The 22,395-nt window shown below is 73.3% G+C and carries 21 protein-coding genes, 1 pseudogene and 1 riboswitch; of the genes and pseudogenes, 9 read left to right on the forward strand and 13 right to left on the reverse strand.

Annotated features, from left to right (window positions below):
* Nucleotides 1-51 precede the first annotated feature (51 nt).
* Nucleotides 52-984, reverse strand: a complete 933-nt coding sequence (locus tag COO58_RS05345) for an ABC transporter substrate-binding protein (RefSeq protein ID WP_091565211.1) — start codon at nt 982-984, stop codon at nt 52-54.
* A gap of 107 nt (nt 985-1,091) precedes the next feature.
* Nucleotides 1,092-1,185, reverse strand: a riboswitch (cobalamin riboswitch).
* A gap of 120 nt (nt 1,186-1,305) precedes the next feature.
* Nucleotides 1,306-2,616, reverse strand: a pseudogene (locus COO58_RS05350) (M14 family metallopeptidase); the annotation flags it as partial.
* A 205-nt stretch (nt 2,617-2,821) separates the two neighbouring features.
* Here COO58_RS05350 and COO58_RS05355 point away from each other — a divergent pair.
* Entirely contained in the window at nt 2,822-4,162 is a 1,341-nt protein-coding gene (locus COO58_RS05355) for a C39 family peptidase (RefSeq protein WP_091565215.1), read from the forward strand.
* 51 nt (nt 4,163-4,213) lie between these two features.
* Here COO58_RS05355 and COO58_RS05360 read toward each other — a convergent pair whose 3' ends face one another.
* From COO58_RS05360 to mqnE, 4 genes are all read right to left on the reverse strand, one after another.
* Entirely contained in the window at nt 4,214-4,693 is a 480-nt protein-coding gene (locus tag COO58_RS05360; RefSeq protein ID WP_091565217.1) for a hypothetical protein, read from the reverse strand.
* 61 nt (nt 4,694-4,754) lie between these two features.
* The gene (locus COO58_RS05365) at nt 4,755-5,033 is read right to left on the reverse strand and encodes a DUF4229 domain-containing protein (protein WP_098744053.1); all 279 of its coding nucleotides are present in this window, start codon (nt 5,031-5,033) and stop codon (nt 4,755-4,757) included.
* A 27-nt stretch (nt 5,034-5,060) separates the two neighbouring features.
* On the reverse strand, nt 5,061-5,489 hold the full coding sequence (locus COO58_RS05370) for a hypothetical protein (protein WP_091565226.1): 429 nt from the start codon (nt 5,487-5,489) through the stop codon (nt 5,061-5,063).
* A gap of 7 nt (nt 5,490-5,496) precedes the next feature.
* Entirely contained in the window at nt 5,497-6,666 is a 1,170-nt protein-coding gene (gene mqnE / locus COO58_RS05375; RefSeq protein ID WP_091565229.1) for an aminofutalosine synthase MqnE, read from the reverse strand.
* A gap of 229 nt (nt 6,667-6,895) precedes the next feature.
* Here mqnE and COO58_RS05380 point away from each other — a divergent pair, with 229 nt between their 5' ends.
* From COO58_RS05380 to COO58_RS05395, 4 genes are all read left to right on the forward strand, one after another.
* Entirely contained in the window at nt 6,896-8,497 is a 1,602-nt protein-coding gene (locus COO58_RS05380; protein ID WP_176558743.1) for a C40 family peptidase, read from the forward strand.
* Nucleotides 8,498-8,606: 109 nt separating this feature from the next.
* Complete coding sequence (locus COO58_RS05385; protein ID WP_098744054.1) at nt 8,607-10,100, forward strand: hypothetical protein; 1,494 nt, start codon at nt 8,607-8,609, stop codon at nt 10,098-10,100.
* A 187-nt stretch (nt 10,101-10,287) separates the two neighbouring features.
* Entirely contained in the window at nt 10,288-12,276 is a 1,989-nt protein-coding gene (locus COO58_RS05390) for a DEAD/DEAH box helicase (RefSeq protein WP_091565235.1), read from the forward strand.
* A gap of 99 nt (nt 12,277-12,375) precedes the next feature.
* Nucleotides 12,376-12,996: a putative glycolipid-binding domain-containing protein gene (locus tag COO58_RS05395; protein WP_098744055.1), complete on the forward strand. Its 621-nt coding sequence runs from the start codon at nt 12,376-12,378 to the stop codon at nt 12,994-12,996.
* 4 nt (nt 12,997-13,000) lie between these two features.
* Here COO58_RS05395 and COO58_RS05400 read toward each other — a convergent pair whose 3' ends face one another.
* From COO58_RS05400 to COO58_RS05410, 3 genes are read right to left on the reverse strand one after another with little or no spacing between them, the layout of a single operon-like run.
* Nucleotides 13,001-14,092, reverse strand: a complete 1,092-nt coding sequence (locus tag COO58_RS05400; RefSeq protein WP_098744057.1) for a PLP-dependent cysteine synthase family protein — start codon at nt 14,090-14,092, stop codon at nt 13,001-13,003.
* 10 nt (nt 14,093-14,102) lie between these two features.
* Nucleotides 14,103-14,945, reverse strand: coding sequence for an SDR family oxidoreductase (locus tag COO58_RS05405; protein WP_091565247.1), 843 nt, complete (start codon nt 14,943-14,945; stop codon nt 14,103-14,105).
* 46 nt (nt 14,946-14,991) lie between these two features.
* Nucleotides 14,992-15,450 carry an Lrp/AsnC family transcriptional regulator gene (locus tag COO58_RS05410; protein WP_091565250.1) on the reverse strand — a complete coding sequence of 153 codons (459 nt, stop codon included), beginning with the start codon at nt 15,448-15,450 and terminating at the stop codon, nt 14,992-14,994.
* A 268-nt stretch (nt 15,451-15,718) separates the two neighbouring features.
* On the opposite strand from COO58_RS05410, the gene COO58_RS05415 reads away from it, so the two are divergent.
* Nucleotides 15,719-15,985, forward strand: a complete 267-nt coding sequence (locus tag COO58_RS05415) for a BldC family transcriptional regulator (protein WP_091565253.1) — start codon at nt 15,719-15,721, stop codon at nt 15,983-15,985.
* Nucleotides 15,986-16,048: 63 nt separating this feature from the next.
* Here COO58_RS05415 and COO58_RS05420 read toward each other — a convergent pair whose 3' ends face one another.
* Nucleotides 16,049-16,693 carry a UbiX family flavin prenyltransferase gene (locus COO58_RS05420; RefSeq protein WP_091565258.1) on the reverse strand — a complete coding sequence of 215 codons (645 nt, stop codon included), beginning with the start codon at nt 16,691-16,693 and terminating at the stop codon, nt 16,049-16,051.
* Nucleotides 16,694-16,862: 169 nt separating this feature from the next.
* On the opposite strand from COO58_RS05420, the gene COO58_RS05425 reads away from it, so the two are divergent.
* Entirely contained in the window at nt 16,863-17,828 is a 966-nt protein-coding gene (locus tag COO58_RS05425) for a terpene synthase (RefSeq protein WP_091565261.1), read from the forward strand.
* 25 nt (nt 17,829-17,853) lie between these two features.
* On the opposite strand, the gene mqnP is transcribed toward COO58_RS05425, so the two are convergent.
* Nucleotides 17,854-18,780 (reverse strand): menaquinone biosynthesis prenyltransferase MqnP, encoded by a 927-nt coding sequence (mqnP, locus tag COO58_RS05430; RefSeq protein WP_369700192.1) that lies wholly within the window; start codon nt 18,778-18,780, stop codon nt 17,854-17,856.
* Nucleotides 18,756-20,216, reverse strand: a complete 1,461-nt coding sequence (locus tag COO58_RS05435) for a menaquinone biosynthesis decarboxylase (RefSeq protein ID WP_091565268.1) — start codon at nt 20,214-20,216, stop codon at nt 18,756-18,758. The genes mqnP and COO58_RS05435 overlap by 25 nt, the downstream gene beginning before the upstream one ends.
* 125 nt (nt 20,217-20,341) lie before the next feature.
* Here COO58_RS05435 and COO58_RS05440 point away from each other — a divergent pair, with 125 nt between their 5' ends.
* The gene (locus COO58_RS05440) at nt 20,342-21,214 is read left to right on the forward strand and encodes an alpha/beta fold hydrolase (RefSeq protein WP_091565272.1); all 873 of its coding nucleotides are present in this window, start codon (nt 20,342-20,344) and stop codon (nt 21,212-21,214) included.
* Between the two features lie 41 nt (nt 21,215-21,255).
* Here the strand turns inward: COO58_RS05440 and COO58_RS05445 are convergent, their stop codons facing one another.
* Nucleotides 21,256-21,810, reverse strand: coding sequence for a carboxymuconolactone decarboxylase family protein (locus COO58_RS05445; RefSeq protein ID WP_098744058.1), 555 nt, complete (start codon nt 21,808-21,810; stop codon nt 21,256-21,258).
* Nucleotides 21,811-21,873: 63 nt separating this feature from the next.
* On the opposite strand from COO58_RS05445, the gene COO58_RS05450 reads away from it, so the two are divergent.
* Nucleotides 21,874-22,344 (forward strand): MarR family winged helix-turn-helix transcriptional regulator, encoded by a 471-nt coding sequence (locus tag COO58_RS05450; RefSeq protein WP_091565285.1) that lies wholly within the window; start codon nt 21,874-21,876, stop codon nt 22,342-22,344.
* The last annotated feature ends 51 nt before the right edge of the window (nt 22,345-22,395 follow it).

Genomic DNA, 22,395 nt, shown 5'->3' on the forward strand with positions numbered 1-22,395 from the left:
ACGCGTCGGGCGTCCCGGCCGGCACGGCGTCCACCGGTCGCAGGGCCACGGTCAGGCCGGGACCTTGGCGGTGGCGTCGACGATCGCCTTGAGCAGGTCGACCACGCGGGGCCCCCAGCGCGAGGCGATGTCGTCGTCCAGCGCCACGATCTGGTTGTTCTTCACGGCGGTGACGCCGCCCCAGCCGCTGCGCGCCTTGACCGTGTCCGCGTTCTGCTGGCAGCACTTGGTGTCGGCGAGGAAGACGAAGTCGGGGTTCGCCTTGACGATGACCTCCTGGGACAGCTGCGGGTAGCCGCCGTTCTTCCCGTCGGCGTCGGCGGGGTCGGCGATGTTCTCCAGGCCGGCGAGCGCGTAGATGGTGCCGATGAAGGTCTTGCTGGTCGCGCTGTAGAGCTCGGGACCCAGCTCGTGGTAGTAGGTCAGCTTCTCGGCGCGCTTGGGCAGGTCCTTGGTGAGCGCGGTGATGTCGTCCTTCATCTTGCGCACCACGGCGTCCGCCTCGGCCGGGTGGCCGGTGAGCTTGCCCAGGTCGGTGAGCTGCCGGTACGTGTCGTCGAGCGTGCTCGCGGCCGGGGCGAGCAGCACCGGGATCTTGAGCGCGACGAGCTGGCTGGCGATCTTGTTGGTGTCGTTGGCGATCACCACGAGATCGGGGTTCTTGCCGGCAATCGCCTCGGCGTTGGGCTGGTAGCCGGAGAGGTCGCTCTTCGGCGCGTCCGCCGGGTAGTTCGACTGGTCGTCGACGGCGGTGACCTGCTTGCCCGCGCCGATCGCGAAGAGCATCTCGGTCGAGGTCGGCGAGAGCGAGACGATCTTCTCGGGTCGCTTCTCCAGTGTCAGGTTGCCCACGCTGACCGGGAAGGCGCCACCGGAGCCGCCGGCGGCGGGGGTGTCGGTGGCGGTCTTCTCGGCACAGCCGGCGAGCAGCAGCGCGCCGGCCGCGAGCGCGGCGGCGAAGAGCCGGGGGGTACGTCGGGACATCGATCCTCCTGTCGGTCGAGGAGCGTGGTGCTTCGCCGACAGGAGGGAAGGCCCGTCCGCGAGGCGCCCTTCCTCGAGAGCGCGTGTCGCGACCGGGCCGCAGGCGACCTGGCTCGTCCCACGTCCGTCGGCGCCGGCGGGAGGCCGACGCCGCGCGTACGGGGCATCACAGTTGCGGGACAGCGCCGGTTTCGCACCGGCTTCGCTGTGGCACGGTCGGTGCCACGGTAGCGCACGAGCAGCGGAGATCGTCCGGACGGGCGGGGTGGGTGGGGACCCCGGCGGGGGTGGAACCGGGGTCCCCACCCGGTGGTGAGGTCAGCAGTACTGGCTCTGCTTGTTGATCGCCCGGTACGGGCAGTCGGCGTACTCGGACAGCAGCAGCACGGCCTCGCGGTTGCGCGAGGTCTGCGCCGGGATCACCTCGTCGGGCGGGTAGAAGCCGCCGCCGGAGGCCGAGCCGGGGTACATCTCGAAGGTGTACGCCCAGATCTTGTGGGCGCCCCACATCCAGTCGATGCTGGTGCCGTCGGCGATGTAGAGGTCGCTGGACTGCTCCGGGGTGTAGCCGTTGGTCGCCGCCATCTGCCGACCGATGGTGGCGAAGGTGTTGTACTGGTCGGCGTTCATCCCGGTGGCGGTGTTGCTGTACGTGTAGCCGTACGGCCAGAGCACCAGCTGCGAGTAGGTGTGGAAGTCGATGTTCGCCTTGATCTGCTGCACGCCGCCGACGACCCGGCCGTTGACGAAGTTGCGCAGCGCCGCCGTCTCCGGGGCGGAGAAGGCGGACGGGCCGCGGTAGGTGTCCGACGACTTCGAGCTGGACGAGCCGCCGCAGCAGCCCCACTGGTAGCTCCAGTTGCGGTTCAGGTCGGTGCCGACGTACGAGGAGCCGCTGTTGGGCTGCCGGTTCTTCCGCCAGGAGCGGTAGGAGCCGGTGGCGATGTCGTACTCGCTGCCGTCCGGGTTGACGGTGGGGACGATCCAGATCTCCCGGGAGTTGACGATGTTGGTGATCCGGGAGTCGGTGCCGTAGTTGTCGGTGAACAGGTTGAGCAGGTAGATCGCCATCTCGACGGTCAGGTGCTCGCGGGCGTGCTGCTGGGCGTTGAACAGGATCTCCGGTTCGCTCTCGTCGGTGCCGACGTTGTCGGAGATCTTCACCGCCATCAGGTCCCGGCCCTGGTAGGAGGTGCCGATGCTGAGCTTGCGGGCGATGCTCGGGTGGTCGGCGACCACCTGGTTCACCACCGTGGTCAGCTCGGCGTAGTCGTGGTAGTTGGAGTCGGCGGGCGGGAAGGCGTACGCGGTCGCGCCGCCGGCCGGCGCCGGCGCGACGTCCTTCTCCAGCCGGAAGCCGAGCCGGGTGATCGCGGCGGCCTCGGCGCTGGTGGCCGTGACGTGCAGCACACCGTGCTCGGAGTAGTCGATCGCGGCGCCGGTGCGGGCGACCGCGCTGCGGTCGGCGACGGTACGCGGGCCGAGCACCCGGTAGGCGACGGCGGCCGGTTCACCGGGCCGCTCCGGGGCCGGGCGGGCGGCGGCCGGTCCGGCGGCCGCGGTGACGAGGGTCAGGCCGACGGCGGCGGCGAGCGCCAGCCGGCGGCGGAGCGGGGATGTGCGGAAGGCCATCGACAACCTCCTGGGGGTACGGGAGATCCCGTTGTCCGCACACTTCACCAGGAGTCACATGGTCATATCAACATCTGTCTTTCTGTGGGGGCATCCCGACCGGATCGTCACGCCGGCAATGATTTTCCATGCCTGAACATCTGGCGAAACTTCCCGCCAAGCGCGACAGTGAACGGCAACGATGCCGTTTCCCTGTGGAGCTGCCATGTTCGGAAGACCCCTGCGCGCGGTCGCCCTCGCCGGCCTCACCGCGCTCACTCTCCTCGGCACCACCGCGCCCGCCCAGGCGCACGGCCACCGGCCGGGTGTCACCCACGACGAACAGATCACGTTCCAGGAGTTCTCCCGCTACTCCGACTGGCGCGGCGGTTCCCACCAGGGCACCCGGGCCGTCCCGGGCCGCCACCCCGCGCTGACCATCGCCCGGCCCGCCGGCACGACCGAGTTCACCGACGAACACACCGGCACGACCCGGACCTGGGAGTACGCCACCTGGACCTCGCCCGAGCGGCGGATCGGGTTCGACGCCACCGAACTGGTCGCGTCGTGGAACGCCAGCACCCCGGCCGGCACCTGGATCCAGGTCGAGCTGCACGGCACCTACAACACCGGCGCGCAGACCCCGTGGTACGTCATGGGCCGCTGGGCCTCCGGCGACCAGGACATCAAACGCGCCACGCTGGACGGCCAGGGTGACCCCTGGTCGAGCATCTGGACCGACACGTTCTCGATCGACGACGCTGCGGCCGGGGTGCTGCTGCGCTCGTACCAGCTCCGGCTGACCCTCTACCGCGCGCCGGGGCAGGCCGCCGCGCCGCAGGTCCGGATGGTCGGCGCGATGGCCTCGAACGTGCCGGACCGGTTCACCGTCACCCCGAGCCGGGGCGGCATCGCCTGGGGCACCGAGCTGGCCGTGCCGCGCTACTCGCAGAACGTCCACATCGGCGAGTACCCGGAGTACGACGGCGGCGGTGAGGCGTGGTGCTCGCCCACCTCGACGGAGATGGTGGTCGAGTACTGGGGTCGCAAGCCCTCCGCCGAGGACACCTCCTGGGTCGACCCCTCCTACCCCGACCCGACCGTCGACCACGCCGCCCGGATGACCTACGACCACGAGTACGAGGGCGCCGGCAACTGGCCGTTCAACACCGCGTACGCGGCCGGCTTCCCCGGCCTGGAGGCGCGGGTCACCCGGCTGCACTCGCTGGACGAGGCCGAGCGCTTCATCAAGGCCGGCATCCCGGTGGTCACCTCGCAGTCGTTCCTCGCCAGCGAGCTGGACGGGGCCAACTACGGCACCTCCGGGCACCTGTTCGTGATCGTCGGTTTCACCGCCGACGGTGACGTGATCGTCAACGACCCCGCGTCCTCCTCCAACGAGGCGGTCCGCAACGTCTACCAGCGCGAGCAGTTCGAGCAGATCTGGCTGCGCACCAAGCGCTACCGGGCCAACGGCACGGTGGCCTCCGGCTCCGGCGGCATCGCGTACCTGATCAAGCCGACAGACCGGCCGTGGCCGGCGGTCCCGGGCTCGACCAACTGGTGATCCGGACCGGGGCCCGGCGCGTTCCCCGCGCCGGGCCCCGGTGCGTCGCGATCAGAGGGACGGGGCGAACGAGACGGGCTCGCCCTCGGGCTTGGCGCGGCGGTTGCGCACCGCCCGGAAGATGATCACCACCCACGCCACCAGCGCGGCGACGCCCGCCAGGGTCAACCCGGTGACCAGCAGGTACGTCGACCCGCCGGTGGTGGAGAAGACGCCGGCCCGGGCGCCGGTGTCCCGCGCCGGGGCGGTGCCGCCCACGGCGAGGCCGTCCGGGGCGTCGTAGAGGATGACGTCGGCGCGCCGGTCGTCACCCTGGTCGGCGGCGAAGGTGCCGCGCCACTCGCAGTTGCGCCGGCCGCAGTCCTCGTACACGGCGGTGAACGTGCCCGCCGTGCCGCCACCGTTGTGCGCCTGCCAGGTGGGCAGGAGGTCGGTGGCACCCATCATCAGCCCGATGCCGGCGATCACCGGCAGGCCGATCCAGACGAACACCTTGGTCCGCCATCCGTCGATCTTGTTCAGGAAACTCACGGCGGCTGACCCTAGCGGCCGGGTCGGGCAGCCGCTGCCCCGTTTCCGGGCGGGAGGCGCGTCAGCCGTCCCGGCGCTCGCCCTCCGGCGCGGCCTGGTCGTCACCGGCGAGCGCGGACCGCAGCCGGTCCTTCTCCGCGCGGCGACGCTCCGACGCGTCGGCCATCTCCCCGGCCATCTGGTCCCGCCAGCCCTTGAGCAGGAAGAACGACAGCGCGGCGGAGAACACCAACGCCAGCATCAGCCGCAGGAACATGTTCATGTCGACGAACCAGAGGGCTGCCAGCACGGCGACGAACAGCCCGATCCGGCCCAGCGTGTACTTGACCGCCGCGCTCATGCCCGCAATTCCCACTCTCTCCGCGCCTCAGCCCGTCCGCCGGGCCAACCAGTGCACGCCATGAAACCAGATGACCGCGTAGACCACGGTGAACACCGCCGCGGCCAGCGCGCCGGTGAACAGCGCCGGCAGGCCGGCGGCCAGCCCGGCCACCAGCAGACCGGCAACGACGCCGACCGCGATGCCGACCAGCGCGGCCAGCACCCGGGCCGCGCCGAACTCCCACGCCCGGAAGTCGTCCCAGAACAGCCAGAGCGGCAGGATCACCGCCAGCCACCCGTTGGTGCGCCCGAAACCGCCGGCGCCCAGGGTGGCGAACGCCCACTCGAAGAGCAGCAACGCCAGCAGCCCGATCACCAGGCCGGCGAGGGTCACCCCGAGCAGGTCGCCGAGGGTGAGGATGCGCCCCTCGGCGTCCCGCCGGGGAAACGCGCGCTGCTGCTCCCGCGTGCTCATCGCCGGGTCAGGCCCAGACCTGCTGCGGCTCGGAGCGACGCTCGGCCATCGACGGCGCGGCGTCGTACTCGCGGACGGTCTCGTAGCGGGTGTTCCGCTCCACCGGCCGGAAGCCGGCGTCCCAGATCAGGTGGAGCAGGTCGTCCCGGTGCATGGTGTTCGGCGTGCCGTACGAGTCGGCGTCGTGGGTGATCTTGTATTCGACGACCGAGCCGTCCAGGTCGTCCACGCCGAAGTTGAGCGAGAGCTGGGCCACCGAGAGCCCGTGCATGACCCAGAAGCACTTCACGTGCGGGACGTTGTCGAACAGCAGCCGGGAGACCGCGAAGGTCTTGAGCGACTCGGCCGGCGAGGCCATCGTGGTGCTGGCCTGGATCCGGTTGCGGATCTTGCCGTCCGCCGAGTCGACGAAGTCGTGCTGGTAGCGCAGCGGGATGAAGACCTGGAAGCCGCCGGTCTCGTCCTGCAGCTCCCGCAGCCGCAGCACGTGGTCGACCCGGTGCCGGGGCTCCTCGATGTGGCCGTAGAGCATCGTCGACGGGGTCTTCATGCCCTTGGAGTGGGCGAGCCGGTGGATCCGCGACCAGTCCTCCCAGTGGCAGGCGTGGTCGACGATGTGCTGCCGGACCTCCCAGTCGAAGATCTCCGCGCCGCCGCCGGTGAGCGACTCCAGGCCGGCCTCCATCAGCTCGTCGAGGATCGCGTCGGCGGTGAGCCCGCTGATCTTCTCGAACCACTGCACCTCGGTCGCGGTGAACGCCTTGAGGTTGACCTTCGGCAGCGCGGCCTTCAGCTCGCTCAGCACCTTGGGGTAGTAACGCCAGGGCAGCGTCGGGTGCAGGCCGTTGACGATGTGCAGCTCGGTGAGCTGCTCGTCCTCCATCTCCTTGGCCTTGCGCACCGCCTCGTCGATCCGCATCGTGTAGGCGTCCTTCTCGCCCGGCTTTCGCTGGAACGAGCAGTATGCGCACGACGCGGAGCAGACGTTGGTCAGGTTGAGGTGACGGTTGACGTTGAACATCACCCGGTCGCCGTTGAGCTCCGTACGCCTGTGGTGGGCGAGCCGGCCCAGCCAGGTCAGGTCGTCGCTCTCGTAGAGGGCGATGCCGTCCTCGCGGGTCAGGCGCTCCCCCGCGTAGACCTTCGCTTCGAGCTCGCGCTTGAGTCCGGCGTCCATCCGAAAGCCACGTCCTTCCACCTGGGGTACCGATCGAGCGTACGTCGCGGGTCGGACGGACCGCCCACGCGGTCGGCGGCAGCGACCCGGTTCACCTCCCGTCACCCTCCGCACATCGACATCGCTGCGTCGGTGAGGTAAGACAGGGTGGGGCGGAACACACACCGGGGCCGTCCTGTCCCAACACGCCCACGACGCGTGGCGCGCACCAGACCGGACGGGGAGCGGAATGGTCGACAGCACCAAGGCCCGACGGCGACGAGGTCGGCAGCCGGTGATCTCACCGGTCCTGCGCCCGGCGCTCTGGTCCGCCCTCCTGGGGGCGGTCGCGGCCGCGGCGCTCGCCACCCCCGCCTGGGCCGACCCGCTCCCCGACACCGTGCCCAGCACCGGCTCCCGGCCTCAGGTCACCGGCACGCTCCAGTTGCCCACCGCGCCCGGCGCGGTTCCGGGCCAGCCCGGCGCCGTTCCCGGCTTGCCCGGCGCCACCGGCCCGGGCCGCACGCCCGGCCTCCCGGGCGCCACGACCGGCGTCACCAACCCCGCCGACGGCCCGCTCATCGCGCAGATCAACCAGGTCGACGCGCTCGTCGCCCAGCTCGGCGACAACCTCCTGCGGGTCAAGGGGGAGCGCGACGCCGCGCAGACCGAACTGACCGCCGCCGCCGGCCGGCTCAAGGAGGCGCAGGACGCGCTCGTGCGCGCCAGCGACAACGCCAAGAGCGCCGCCGCCGACGCGGTCAAGGCCGACGCGGCGCTGCCGCCCGGCGAGTTCGGCAGCAGCCTGCGTGAGTTCGCCAACCTCCAGCGGATCACCCGGGGCGACCGGGCCGAGGGCGCGGCCACCACGTCGGTGACCGGCGAGCTGCTCCGGGCCACCACCGCCGAGCAGGTCGCCCGCGAGGCGCACGACGCGGTCCAGCGGCGGGTCACCGAGAAGACCGCGGAATACACCAAGGTCGAGACGGATCTGCACAAGCAGGAGGCGGCGCTGCTCAAGCTCCGCCGGGACAACGCCGCCAAGCTGCTGGACATCGAGCGCCGCGAGGACGTGGCCGAGCAGCGGCTCGGCAACTCGTACGTGGTCAACCAGAGCATCGCCGGCATGGTCGCCGACCCGCGGGCGCTCGCCGCCGTGCGCTACGCGCTGGCCCAGCTCGGTGACCCCTACCTCTGGGCGGCCGAGGGGCCGGACCGCTTCGACTGCTCCGGCCTGGTGCTCGCCTCCTACCAGTCGGCCGGCTACCGCGGCCTGCCCCGGGTCTCCCGGGACCAGTACTTCGCGACCCGCGCCCGCACCGTCGACCCGAACGCCCTCCTCCCCGGCGACCTGCTCTTCTTCGCCTCCAGCGGCAGTTGGACGAGCATCCACCACGTCGCCATGTACATCGGCAACGGCAAGATGGTCGAGGCGCCGCGCACCGGCGACGTCGTCAAGATCTCGGTGGTCCGCTGGTCCCGGCTCTACGCCGCCACCCGCGTGGTCGGCGCGGTGCCCGCTCCGGCCACCCCCGTGCCGCCGCCGACCGTGCCGACAGCGCCGACCACCCCGGCCAAGCCCACCCCGACGCCGAAGCCGACGAAGACGGCGACGCCGAAGCCCACCGGCTCGCCGAAGCCCACCGACACGCCGAAGCCGACGCCGACCACCTCCAGCCCGTCGCCCACGCCGTCGACCAGCACCACGCCGCCGGCCAGCCCGTCCGACTCGCCGAGCCCGACGCCGAGCCGCACCGCCGAGGCCGAGCCGACCGGCACCGCGGCGGAGCCGAGCACGAGCAGTGCCGCGCCGTCCGGCAGCGGATCCGCCAGCCCGAGCAGCGCCGACTGACCCAACCGTCCACTCCGGCTGTGCTCCCGGGCCGGAATATGGCACGGTGAGATCCGGGCAGTTCCGGCCGACGCCACGGTCGGGGCCGAGCGCGGGTGCGGAGGGCGAGATGGGCGATAACGAGGTTCCGGCGGAGACGGTCCACCCGGGATCCACGCCCGACCCCGCCGTTGACCAGGCCGAACGGGCACAGCCGGGCCAGGTGGCCGTCGCCCGGGCCCGGGTGAGCGTCGCCGGCTCGGCCGTGCCGCCACCGGACGAGGATCTGCCCGCGCCGCCGGCCACCGCCACCACCTACCGGGCCGGCGCCCCGGCGGACGCGCCGCCACCCCTGGACCGGCGCCGCCCCGGTGCGACGGTCCCGCCGTCCAGCTGGTCCGCCTTCGCGGCGGCCGACCACCCGGCCACGTCCACCGAACCGGCCGACCAGCCGCCCGCCGACCCGGCCGGCGCACCCGACGACGAGCCGCCCGCCGCCGTCCCGCCACCACGGGCCTCCGCCTCGGCCCGGGTGCCCGCGCCGCGGACGGAGACCCCGACCGGTGGCCCGGCCGCGGGGGACGGCCCGGCGAGCGCCGGGGGCACCGCCGACCGGTCGGGAGAACCGGGCACCTCCGCCGCCGCCGAGGTGCCGGCCGGACGCGACCCGTCGCCCGAGCCGGCCGGTCCCACCGCCACGGCCCCGCCGCCGACCGGCGTCGCGCACGCCCGGGCCAGCGTCTCGGTACCCGGCCTGAGTCCCGTCTCGGCCGACGAGGCCGCGGCCTCGGTGGCGGCCGCTCCCGCCGCCGCGCGGATCTACCGGGCGGGACCGGTCAACCCGGAACCGCCGGAGCCCGCACAGCCGCCGGAGCCGGCGGAGCCCCCGACGCCGCACGGCCCGGAGCCCGAGCCGGCGCCGACCCCGGTACCGGGTCCGACGCCTCCCTCGCCCGCGCCGCCCGTGCCCGAGCCGGAGCCGCCGCTGCGTCCGGAGCCGCCGCTGCCCGCTCCCCCGGCGCCCACGCCCGCGCCGCCCGTGCCCACGCCGCCGGCGCCCGCGCCCGTTCCGGGGCCGAACCCACCCGGACCGGTCCCGCCGATCCCCGGGCCGCCCACGCCGCCGCCGGGGCCGGCCGTACCCCCGCCCCCGCTGCCGCCCGGCCCGATGCCCGCGCCGCCGTTCCCGCCGCCGCCCGCCATGGCCGGCGCGCAGCCGGCCTGGGCCGTCGCACCCGTGTCGGCGCCGCCACCACCCGCCGCGCCCCCGGTGGTGCCGGCGCCGGCGCTGCCGACCTGGCCGCCGCCGGCCGCCCACCAGGCCGAACCGACCCGTCCGGTACGCCAGCAGTCGGGTGTTCAGGACCTGGCCTCGACCGTGTACGGCGGCACCGAAGGCCCCGGCTTCGCCACCGTCTCGCTGCCGCAGGGCGGCCCCTCGGAGACCTCCGGTTCGCTGACCGGGCACATCCTGGCCCAGGGCTGGGCCGAGGACTCCCCGACCACCCGGGCCAGCAACGCCAAGGTCATCATCGTGCTGGCCGTCGCGCTGACCATGCTGATCGCGATCAGTCTGCTCGTGGTCTTCCTGGCCAACGACGCATTGAGCGGGCTGACCGGCTGACCCGGGGGTGAGTCCGCCCACTACCACCTCGCGTCGAGGTGGCCGGTGCGGCGGAGCGCCGTACACTTGTCGGGATCACTGACCCGGCGCGACCGACTACGCGCCCATGGGCGATCTTGCGGGCGATTCGACGGCATGACTGCCGCGGCGGCCATCGCGAAGATGCGCCCCGCTCGAAAGGCATTTCTTGACCACCTTCGCTGCCCCCGGCACGTCCCCGTCCACCGACCCGATCCCTGAGGTCACCGACTTCGCCTCCCTCGGCCTGCCCCGGCCGGTGGTCGAGGCGCTCGCCCGCCAGGGCATCACCACCCCGTTCGAGATCCAGCGGGCCACGCTGCCGGACGCGCTCGCCGGTCGCGACGTGCTCGGTCGGGGCCAGACCGGCTCGGGCAAGACGCTCGCCTTCGGCCTGCCGGTGATCGCCCGGCTCGCCGACCGCAACCGGGCCCGGCCGCTGCACCCCCGCGCCCTGGTCCTGGTGCCCACCCGTGAGCTGGCCATGCAGGTCAACGACGCGCTGATGCCGCTCGGCAAGGCGGTCGGCATCTTCCTCAAGACCGCCGTCGGCGGCGTGCCCTACGACCGGCAGATCGACGCGCTGCGCCGTGGCGTGGAGATCGTGGTGGCCACCCCGGGCCGGCTCGGCGACCTGATCCAGCGCGGCGTCTGCCGGCTCGACGACGTCGAGATCACGGTGCTGGACGAGGCCGACCAGATGGCCGACATGGGCTTCCTGCCCGAGGTCACCGAGCTGCTGGCGAAGACGCCGGCGGACGCCCAGCGGCTGCTCTTCTCGGCCACTCTGGACAACGACGTCGACACGCTGGTCAAGCGGTTCATGACCGACCCGGTCACCCACTCGACCGCCCCGGCGACCGCCGCCGTGTCCACCATGGACCACCACCTGCTGCTGATCCCGCCGCACGACAAGTTCGCGGTCACCGCGGCCATCGCCGCCCGTGAGGGACGCACCATGTTCTTCGCCCGCACCCAGCTGGGCGTCGACCGGCTGGTCGAGCAGCTCGCCGCGGTGGGCGTACGGGCCGGTGGGCTGCACGGCGGCAAGACCCAGCGGATGCGCACCAAGACGCTCGCCGAGTTCCGCGAGGGCCGGACGAACGTGCTGGTCGCCACCGACGTGGCGGCCCGCGGCATCCACGTCGACGGCGTCACGCTGGTGCTGCACGTGGACCCGCCGAAGGACCCGAAGGACTACCTGCACCGGGCCGGCCGCACCGCCCGGGCGGGCGAGTCGGGCGCGGTGGCGACGCTGGTGCTGCCGAAGCAGCGCCGGACCACGCTGGCCATGCTGGAGAAGGCGGGCGTCGAGCCGGCCGAGACGCGGGTCCGCGCGGGCGACGCGGTGCTGGCCGAGCTGACCGGCGCCCGCGAGCCCAGCGGCGTGCCGGTCCGGGAGGAGCCGGAGCCGCGGCGGGGCGGCCCGCGCCGCTTCGGCGACCGCGACGGACGCGGCTTCGACCGGGGCGACCGCGACGGGCGCGGCTTCGACCGCGGCGGCCGGGGTGCCGGCGATCGGGACGGGCGGGGCGAGCGACGCTTCGGCGACCGGCCCACGGGCGAGCGACGCTTCGGCGACCGGCCCACGGGCGAGCGACGCTACGGCGACCGGCCGACCGGTGAGCGGCGCTACGACGACCGTCCCACCGGCGAGCGCGGCTTCGGCGGCGACCGCCGCTTCGACCGGACCGAGGGTCGGGACGACCGCCGCTTCGGTGACCGGCCCGCCCGCGACGACCGGCGCTTCGGCGATCGGCGGCCCGACGACCGGTTCGGCGCCCGGCAGTCCGACGACCGGCGCTTCGGCGACCGGGCGGAGCGCGGCCGGACCGGCGGCGACCGTCCGTTCGGTGGCGACCGGCACCGTCCGGCGGGCGGGCCCGGTTACGACCGGGACGCCCGCACCGACCGGCGGCGTGACGACCGGCCGAGCGGTGGGCACGGCTTCGGCGACCGCCGCCACGAGGACCGCCCGCAGGGCGAGCGGCGCTTCGGCGACCGGGACGGCCAGGGCGAGCGGCGCTACGGCGACCGGGGCGACTTCCGCCCGGCGGAGCGTCGGGGCGGGTTCCGGCCGGAAGGGCGGGGTCGGGACGACCGGCCGCGCGACGACCGGCGCGGATTCGGCGGGCGCCCGCCGGCCCGCACCCACTGACGACCGACACCACCGCGAACGCCGCCGTCGAGCACCCGCTCGGCGGCGGCGTTCGCGCATCCGCTGCCGGTGCCGGCCGGCTCGCGTAACGTCCGGAGCATGCCGAAGTCGCTCTTCTGGGTCCGGACCGACACCGCCGGCTCCGAACACGTCGTGCTCGACGAGCCTCAGGGGTTGACCGCGCACGGTGTGGCGCTGGCCGTGGACCCGATCCCCTACACCTGCCGCTACCGCCTGACGCTCGCGCCGGACTGGTCGACCAGCCGGCTGGAGGTCGACGCCGACGGCGCCGGCTGGTCGCGGAGCGTGCGCCTGGAGCGGGCCGGCGACGGGTGGCGCGTGCGTACCGGCGAGGAGGGTGACCTGGACGCGGCGCTGCGCGCGGCCGGGCACCCCACGGCGGGCCTGCCCGGCACGGACGACCCGGACCGGTTGGCCGAGGCGCTCGACGTCGACCTGGGCGGTTCCCCGCTGACCAACACGCTGCCCATCCGCCGGATCGGGCTGGGCCGGCTCCCCGCCGACCTGGCCACCGGCGTGAAGGTGGCGTGGGTGCTGCTGCCCTCGCTGGCCGTGATCCCCGCCGAGCAGGTCTACACGTCGCTCGGTCCCGGCCGGGTCCGCTTCGCCAGCGACGGCTTCACCGCCGACCTGGAGGTCGACCCGGAGGGCTTCGTGGTGCGCTATCCCGGGCTCGCCGAGCGGGTCGACCCGCGCTGAGCGGTCAGGCCGGCCACACGCCGTCGGCCAGGAACCGGTCGATGGTGGCCAGGTGCGGGGCGAGGTCGAGCCCCTGCGCGGCCACCCACCGGTCGGAATAGTAGGTGTCGACGTAGCGGTCGCCCGGGTCGCAGATCAGCGTGACCACCGAGCCGGTGCGGCCGGCGGCGCGCATCTCCGCGATCAGCCCGAAGGCGCCCCAGAGGTTGGTGCCGGTGGAGCCGCCCACCCGGCGGCCGAGCACCGTCGAGCCGGCCCGCATCGCGGCCAGCGACGCGGCGTCCGGCACCTGGACCATCCGGTCGACCACGCTGGGCAGGAAGGACGGCTCGACGCCGGGCCGCCCGATGCCCTCGATCCGGGAGCCGCGGTCGGTGCGTACCGACCAGTCGCGGGCCTGCCAGGCGGGATAGAACGCGGAGTTCTCCGGGTCCACCACACAGAGCTTGGTGGGCAGCCGGCGGTAGCGGACGTACCGGCCGATGGTCGCGCTGGTGCCGCCGGTGCCGGCGCCCACCACGACCCAGGCCGGCACCGGGTGCCGTTCCAGCGCGAGCTGGGCGTAGATCGACTCGGCGATGTTGTTGTTCCCCCGCCAGTCGGTGGCCCGCTCGGCGTAGGTGAACTGGTCCATGTAGTGGCCGCCGGCGTCCTCGGCCAGCCAACGCGCCTCGATCACCACCTTGCCCGGGTCCTCGACCAGGTGGCAGCGCCCGCCCTGGAACTCGATCTGGGCGATCTTCTCGGGCGAGGTGGAGGCGGGCATGACCGCGATGAACGGCAGGCCGAGCATCCGTGCGAAGTATGCCTCGGAGACCGCTGTCGAACCGGACGACGCCTCGACGACAGTGGTGTCCGGGCCGATCCAGCCGTTGCACAGCCCGTAGAGGAACAGCGAGCGGGCCAGCCGGTGCTTGAGCGATCCGGTGGGGTGCACCGACTCGTCCTTGAGGTAGAGGTCGATTCCCCACTCGCGCGGCAGCGGGAAGGGCAACAGGTGGGTGTCGGCGGAGCGGTTGGCGTCCGCCTCGACCGCGGCGATCGCCTCGGTCACCCAGCGCCGGCTGGCCTCGTCGCACCGGTCGAGATGAGTCACGCCGGCAACGTTACAAGCGAGGTGGGCTCGGATCGGCCGGGACCCGGCGGGCCTGCCGCCGCTGGCCGGCCCGACCCGCCGCCCGCACCACCGGGGTGAGGGCCAGGGCCAACCGGGGGAAGGTGTCGAGGAGACGGACCTGCGCGCCGCGCCAGCGCGGCAGGCTGACCACCGGGCGGGGCCGGCGGGCCAGCCGAACGGCCCGGGCGGCCACCCGTTCCGGCGTGAGCAGCGCGCCGGTGAAGGACGCCAGCGCGCCCGGGTCGTCCAGCTTGTCGTGCAGCATCGGCGTCCAGATCCCGTCCGGGCACAGGCAGGACACGTGTACGCCCCGGACGCCCGCCATCCGCAGGTCGGCCAGGGTGCCGAGGCTGAACGCCAGCAGCGCGTGCTTGCTGGCCGCGTAGACCGTCTCCCCGGGCGCGGCGATCAGCCCGGCCAGCGAGACGATGTTGAGCACGTGCCCGCGGCCCTGCCGCCGCATGACCGCCAACGCCGCCTGGGTGCCGTTCATCGCGCCGAGCGTGTTCACCTCGACCACCCGTCGGCGGGTCGGCGCGTCGTGCGCCCAGGACGGGCCGGTGACCAGGATGCCGGCGTTGTTCACCCAGAGACCGAGGCCACCCGGCGCGTCCGCCGCCTCGGCGGCGACCGCCGCGCAGGCGGCCTCGTCGCGTACGTCGAGGGGGTGGGACCAGCCGCCCAGCGGCTCGGCGGCGGCGGCCACGGCCGTGGCGTCCACGTCGGTGAGCAGCACCCGCCAGCCGTCGGCGTGCAGCGCGGCGGCGGTCGCCCGACCCAGCCCGCCGGCCGCCCCGGTCACCACGGCGGCGCCCCGTCCCGAGGTCGTCATCGGCGCACCGTAGCCGTCCGCACCACCTCCGGGCCAGGGGTGGCGGTCAGGCGGGCGGCGGTTCGAGTGGTTGCGGGCGGTTCTCCCACTTGGTCGACAGCGCGATGCCGGTGCGGGTGGAGGCGACGCCCGGGGTCCGGTTGAGCCGGACGATCAGCTGCTCCAACTCGGCGATGGTGCCCACCCGGGCCTTGAGCAGGAAGGACTCGACGCCGGCCATGAAGTAGCAGGACTCGATCTCGGGGATCTGCCGGAACGCGTCGAGCACGTCGTCGGTGTCCGCGTCGGAGTCCTCGATGATGCCGATCAGCGCGGTCACGCCGAGCCCGATCGCCTCCGGCTCGACCTCGGCCCGGTAGGCCCGGATCACCCCGCTGGACTCCAGCTTGCCGACCCGCTCGTGCACGGCCGGGGCGGAGAGGCCGACCTGCCGGGCCAGTTCGGCGTACGACAGGCGGGCGTTGCCCCGCAGCAGCTCCACGAGGCTCAGGTCGATCGTGTCCACGGAGAGTGACCCTATCCGTTTGGGCGTCACCGGACGCGCTCGGCACCCGTTGAACATGACGTCACGTCGCCATTCACAAACGTGCGGTCACGGGGGTTCTACGCCGGTACCATTTACTAACTTCTCAGTGTGTGCGTTTTTCGCGTTTGGCGGACACGCCCGGTCGCTGGTGCTGTAATTGCCATACGTCCCTCATGACGGCTCTGGGCTCGCACCGGCCGGGGGCAGTGTGTTCAGCCGGGGGCTTCGTCGACGCGAGGAGGGGGCTGTGGACACTGGAGATCGCCTGCTGACACCGGGTGAGGTCGCTGCGCTGTTTCGGGTTGACCCGAAGACCGTGACCAGATGGGCAGCGGCCGGCCGGATAGGCAGCATCCGGACTCCAGGCGGGCATCGCCGGTTTCGGGAATCCGAGGTGCGAGCCCTGCTGGAAGGGGAGGGCATGCTGGACGAGGCGGACGACATGGGCAAGGCCCGCAACATGGGTCCGACCGCCTCCACCGGCCCCGGCCCGGCGAACGCCGGCATGTACTGAACGAGCGGGGCGCGGTGCGGCCGGTGGGCCGGGCCGCGCCCCGTCCGGTGTCCCCGGGGTCGGTCAGGCCGGGTCGGCGTCCCGCCGGGCCGCGGCCAGTTCACCGGACCACCGCCGGAACAGCGTGTGCGGGACGCCGAGCGCGTCGAGCACCTTGCCGGCCACGAAGTCGACCAGCTGCGCGGCCGAGGCCGCCGCCCCGGCGCCGTAGAAGCCCGGGCTGGCCGGCAGCACCACGGCGCCGGCGTCGTGCAGCGCGATGAGGTGCTCCAGGTGGCTGCGGGTCACCGGGGTCTCCCGGGGCACGACCACGACCGGCCGGCGTTCCTTCAGGTTCACCTCGGCGGCGCGCTGGAGCAGGTCCTTCGAGAGCCCGATCGCGATGCCGGCGCAGGCCGCGGTGCTGGCCGGCACGACCGCCATCCCGCGTACCGGGTAGGAGCCGCTGCTCGGGCCGGCCGCCAGGTCGCCGGCGGGCCAGTGCCGCAGGTCCGCGCCGGCGAGGTCGCGGCCGAGCCAGGCGGCCAGGTCCTCGGCCCAGTGCGCGTCGCGGAACGGCCGGCCGGTCTCGTCCAGGACGGTCAGCCGGGCGGCCCGCGACACGATCAGGTCCACCGCCTGGCCGGCGTCGAGCAGGCCCCGGACGACCGCCGCCGCGTACGGTGTGCCGGAGGCGCCGGAGACGCCCACCACCCATGGTTCGCGCATGCCGTCAAGCCTGCCTGGTCGCCGGGGACAGCCGGAAGGCGACCCCGGAACCGCGGCCCGGACCGTCCCGCTTTCGGCGTGCCCGGCCCGGATGTCCACCGGGTCGGCGGACCTTTCCACGGCATGGGATTCTCTGATCGGCGATCCACATCCATGGAAGGGCCCGGTGATGACGGCGGCGGTGCTGCGGGCGCTGCGCTCCGACTGCCCCATCGCGCCCGGGATCTCGCCGCACGCCGACGTCGTGCAGGGCTGGCTGGTCGGTCAACTCGACCGGCTCGGCCTGCCACTGGACCCGGCCACCCGGCAGCGGCTCGTCCGGGCCGGCTTCGCCCGCTACGCCGGCCGGCTCTACCCGGACGCCACGGAACCCGACCTGCGGGTGCTGACCGCGCTGTTCACCTGGTTCTTCCTCGTCGACGACGCCTGCGACGGGCCGGACCGACTGACGCCGGAACAGATCCGGGCGCTGCGTGACGGCACGCTGGCGCTGCTGCGCGAGGGCCCCCGGGCCCGTCATCCCGGCTTCTCCGGCCCGCTGCGCCGGCTGCTGGTCCAGGCCTGGCGCGAGCCGCGTCGCCGGATGCCGGCGCGCTGGCGGCTGCGGTTCGCCGACGCCGTGGCCGACCACCTCGACGGCGTCGCCCGGGAGTCGGCGGCCACTACCGCGGGCCGGCCGCCGGGCGTCGCCGAGTACGTGCGGCTGCGCCGGGCCACCTCGGCGGCGTTCGTGTCGTACCCGCTGATCGAGTTCGCCGCCCGGCGACCGCTGCCCGACGCGGTCTACCACCACCCGGCGCTGCGCCGCCTCGCCGAACTGGCCAACGACCTGTTGTCGTGGTTCAACGACATCGCCTCGCTGGAACGCGACCGCGCCACCGGCGGCGGGCACAACCTGGTGCTCGCGGTGGCCGCCGAGCGGGGCGTGCCGCTGCCGGTGGCGGTCGACCTGGTCGCGGGGCACTGGCGTGCCGAGATGAGCCGGTTCAGCGCGCTGCGCGCGGCGGTCCCGTCGTTCGGCCCGGCGCTGGACGAGGCGGTCACCGCCCATCTCGACGGGGTGGCCGCCGCCGTGCGCGGCACCATCGACTGGACGCTGGAGAGCGCCCGCTACCCGGCCGCCGTGGCGACCTGAGCCACCCGTCGATCGGTCGGCCGGGTCACGGACGCAGGCCGAGCCGCACCACGAGGTCGAGCAGCGCGAGGACGAACAGCGCGATGCCGACGAAGCCGTTGGCGGTGAAGAACGCCCGGTTGACCTTGCTCAGGTCGGTGGGGCTGACCACCAGGTGCTGGTAGGCGAAGGCGACCGCGGTGAGCGCCAGCCCGATCCACCAGAGCCAGCCGAAGCCGACCAGCGCGCCGAACCAGATGAACAACGCGAAGGTCACCACGTGCGCGACAGTGGAGGCGTGCAGCGCGAACCGCCGGCCGTACCGGGCGGGGACGCTGTGCACGCCGATCTGCCGGTCGATCTCGGAGTCCTGGCAGGCGTAGATCAGGTCGAACCCGCCGATCCACAGGCCGACCGCGGCGCCGAGCAGCCACGCCGGCCCGGAGCCGGCGAGCGTGCCGGTGACCGCCAGCCAGGCGCCGACCGGGCCGACCGCCTGGGCCACCGCGAGGATGGCGTGCGGCCAGTTGGTGAAGCGCTTGCCGTACGGGTAGACCACCAGCGGCACCACGGCCAGCGGGGCGAGCGCCAGGCACAGCGGGTTGAGCAGGGCGGCGGCGGCCAGGAAGACCACCAGCGCGACAGCCGCGCCGGTCCAGGCCGTCCGCACGCTCACCGCCCCGGTGACCAGTTCCCGGTTCGCCGTACGCGGGTTGCGCGCGTCGATCCGCCGGTCGAGGATCCGGTTCGCGGCCATGGCGAACGTCCGCGCGCCGACCATCGCCACCGTGATCAACAGCAGGTCGAGCCAGCGCACCCGGCCGCCGTCGAGCCGCATCGCGGTCAGCGCCGACAGGTACGCGAACGGCAGCGCGAAGACCGAGTGCTCGATGGCGACGAGTTTGAGGAAGGACGAGACCCGGCCGGGCCGCTCCTGAACTGCCGCCGTCATCGGATCCCGTACTCCTTCCAGCGCTTGTCGACCAGCGAGACCACCTCGGGTGACATCCGCATCTCCTCCGGCCAGCCCCGGGAGTAGCCCTCCTCGGGCAGCTTGCGGGTCGCGTCGACGCCCGCCTTGCCGCCCCAGAACTGCTGGTAGGACGCGTGGTCCAGGTGGTCCACCGGCCCTTCGGTGACCATCAGGTCGCGGGCGTAGTCGACGTTGCCGAAGGCGCGGAACGCGACCTCGTTGTAGTCGTGCACGTCGCAGTCCTCGTCGACGATCACGATCAGCTTGGTCAGCGACATCATGTGCGCGCCCCAGATCGCGTTCATGACCTTCTGCGCGTGCTTCGGGTAGCGCTTGCGGATCGACACGATCGCGCAGTTGTGGAAGACCCCGGCGGCCGGCAGGTCGTAGTCGACGATGTCCGGGATCAGGAAGCGCAGCAGCGGCGCGAAGATCCGCTCGGTGGCCTTGCCGAGGCCGTGGTCCTCCTGCGGCGGCTGGGAGGTGACGATCGAGTGGTAGACCGGGTCGCGCTGGGTGGTCATGCACTCGATGTGCAGCACCGGGAACGGCTCCACCGGCGTGTAGAAGCCGGTGTGGTCGCCGAACGGCCCCTCGGGCAGCCGCTCGCCCGGCTCCAGGTAGCCCTCCAGCACGATCTGCGCGTGCGCCGGCACCTGGAGCGGCACGGTCAGGCAGTCGACCATCTCGACCCGCTCCCCGCGCAGGAAGCCCGCGAACAGGTATTCGTCGATGTCGGCGGGGAGCGGCGCGCTGGCCGCGTACGCGACGGCCGGGTCGGCGCCGATGGCGATGGCCACCGGTAGCCGCTGCCCGAGCCGTTCGGCGACCGCGTGGTGCGCGGTGGAGTTCTTGTGGATCTGCCAGTGCACGCCGAGCGTGTTGCGCGAGTGCTGCTGAAGCCGGTAGAGCCCGAGGTTGCGCTTGCCGGTCTCCGGGTGCTTGGTGTGGGTCAGCCCGAAGTTGTGGAAGATCCCGCCGTCGCCGGGCCAGACCTGGAGCCCGGGGAGCCGGTTCAGGTCGACGTCGTCGCCGCGGTAGACGACCTGCTGGCAGGGGGCGGTCTTGACCTTCTTCGGCGGCATGGACTTGAGTTGCATGACCTTGCCGAGCCCGCCCATCATGCCGGCGAAGCCCTGCGGCAGCTCCGGCTTGAGCATTTCGCCGATCCGCTCGCCGATCTCGTCGAGCCGCTCGACGCCGAGCGCCATGGCCATCCGCTTCTCGGTGCCGAACAGGTTGATCACCACCGGCATCTCGCCCCGGGTGGGCCGCTCGAACAGCAGCGCCGGCCCGCCGTCGCGGACGGTCCGGGTGACCACCTCGCTGATCTCCAGGGTGGGGTCGACCGGGACGCTCACCCGCCGCAGTTCGCCCGCGCGCTCCAGCGCCGCGACGAAGTCCTTGAGATCGGTGTACGGGAAGCCACGCGCCATGCCTCCATCCTCCCCCAACCCCCTCAGGTGCAAGGAAGGGCCCCTTCTTAACGCCTGCGGTAGAGGCGGGGCCCCCTCTTAACACCCCGACCGCATGGACGGGGGTCAGCCGGGTAGTCCGCGGCATGGGCGGGGAACGGGTGCCAGCGGGCTTCACCGAGCAGCGGGTACGGGTCGGCGAGGTGACCTGGAACTACGTCCGGGGCGGCCGAGGGCCCACGCTGGTGCTGCTGCACGGCTATCCGCAGTGCTGGCGCATGTGGCGGCACCTGCTGCCGGAGCTGGCGCGGTCGTACGAGGTGATCGCCCCCGACCTGCGCGGCTTCGGAGACAGCGACGCTCCGCCCGGCGGGTACGACAAGAAGACCGTCGCCGCCGACCTGCACGGGCTGCTCACCGGGCTCGACCTGGCCGGGGACATCCGGCTGGTCGGTCACGACCTGGGCACCATGGTCGCGTACGCCTACGCCGCCGCCCACCCCGACTCCGTCGCCCGGCTGGTGCTCAGCGAGGCGCCGATCCCCGATGAGGGCATCTACACGATCCCCGCGCTGACCGCCGCCGGCCCGGCGGTCTGGAACTTCGGTTTCTTCAACGTCCCCAACGGCCTGCCCGAGCAGCTCGTCGCCGGCCGGGAGGCGCTCTGGGTCGACCGGTTCACCGACTCCATCATGGTCAACAAGGGCAGCCTGGGCCCGGACGACGTCGAGGAGTACGCGGGCCACCTGCGCGACGAGGCGCACCTGCGGGCCAGCTTCGCCTACTTCCGCGCTTTCGAGCAGGACATCGCGGACAACATGGCGTACCGGGCCACGAAGCTGCCGATGCCGGTGCTCGCCGTCGGCGCGCAGGCCAGCCTCGGCGGGCAGGTGGCCGAGCAGGTGCGCCGCTATGCCGACACGGTCACCGGCGAGGTGGTCGAGGAGTGCGGCCACTGGCTCTTCGAGGAGCAACCGGCGAAGCTCGCCGCCCTGCTGCTTCCCTTCCTGCGGGGCTGACGAGCGCCCGGGCAGGTCAGTGCCGGGGCAGCGGTCCCGGCTCAGGCGGCCGGCGCCCAGGCGTACTCCTGAAGGGGTTCGTCGAGCGGCGCGGCGGTGAGCCGGTTCGCGAACGTGGAGATGGTGTACGTGCCGACGCCGAGCACCACGTCGAGCGCGTGCCGGGGCTGCCAGCCGGCGGCGAGGAACGCGTTCAGCTCGGCGTCTCCGACCGCGCCCCGGTGGTCGAGCACGGCGACGGTGAATCGGCGCAGCGCCTCCAGCCGGGGCTCGGGCAGCGTCGTGCCGTCGCGCAGCGCCTTGATCAGCGCCGGGTCGGCGTCGTGCCGGGTGAGCGTCGCGGTGTGCATGGCCACGCAGAGGTGGCATCCGGTGCGGGTGGCCACGGTCAGCACGACCACCTCCCGGGCGACCGGGTCGAGGTCGGTGGCCTCGAAGGCCGCGTTGGCGGCGAGGAAGCCCTTGAGCAGCTCGGGCGATCCGGCCATCAGGCCGACGGCGGCGGGCAGGTGGCCCAGGGCGCGGCGGACGCCGGTCATCACCGGCCGGGCGGCGTCGGGCGCGGTGTCGAGTTCGTACGCGGTGAAGTGGGACATCGGAGGGCCCCTCTCGTAAGATGGTCAACGTGGTTGACGAAATAGTAAACGAGGTTGTCGAACATGACAACGCCTGACCGCCCCGGCTTCGTGCTGCCACTGCTCCTGCTCGCCGGCTTCCGCACGCTCGTCGACGACCTGCACGCCGAGCTGGCCCGCCAGGGGCACCCCGACCTGCGCCCGGCGCACGGCTTCGTCCTCCAGGCCGTCGGCCCGGCCGGCACCACCGCCTCCGACCTCGGGCAACGCCTCGGCGTCTCGAAGCAGGCCGCCGGGAAGACGGTGGACCGGCTGGTCGCGCTCGGCTACCTGGAACGGGTCGACGACCCGGCGGACGCGCGCCGCAAACTGGTCCGGGTGACGGCGAAGGGCCGCGACGGGCTGCACCGTTCCGCGGCCGTCTTCGACCAGTTGCGCGGGCGGTGGGCCGCCACGCTCGGCGCCGACCGGGTCACGGCCATCGAGGACGACCTGCGCCGGATGGTCCCGGCCGACGTGTTCCGCCTCGACGTGCCCGGCTGGTTCGGCGGGTGAGGAAATCCTCCACCCCTTGACCGGCGGTCCGGAGCGGGCGCCGAATGGACG

This window comes from Micromonospora sp. WMMA1996, from assembly GCF_002573675.1.
In the GTDB taxonomy this organism is placed as follows: domain Bacteria; phylum Actinomycetota; class Actinomycetes; order Mycobacteriales; family Micromonosporaceae; genus Micromonospora; species Micromonospora sediminicola.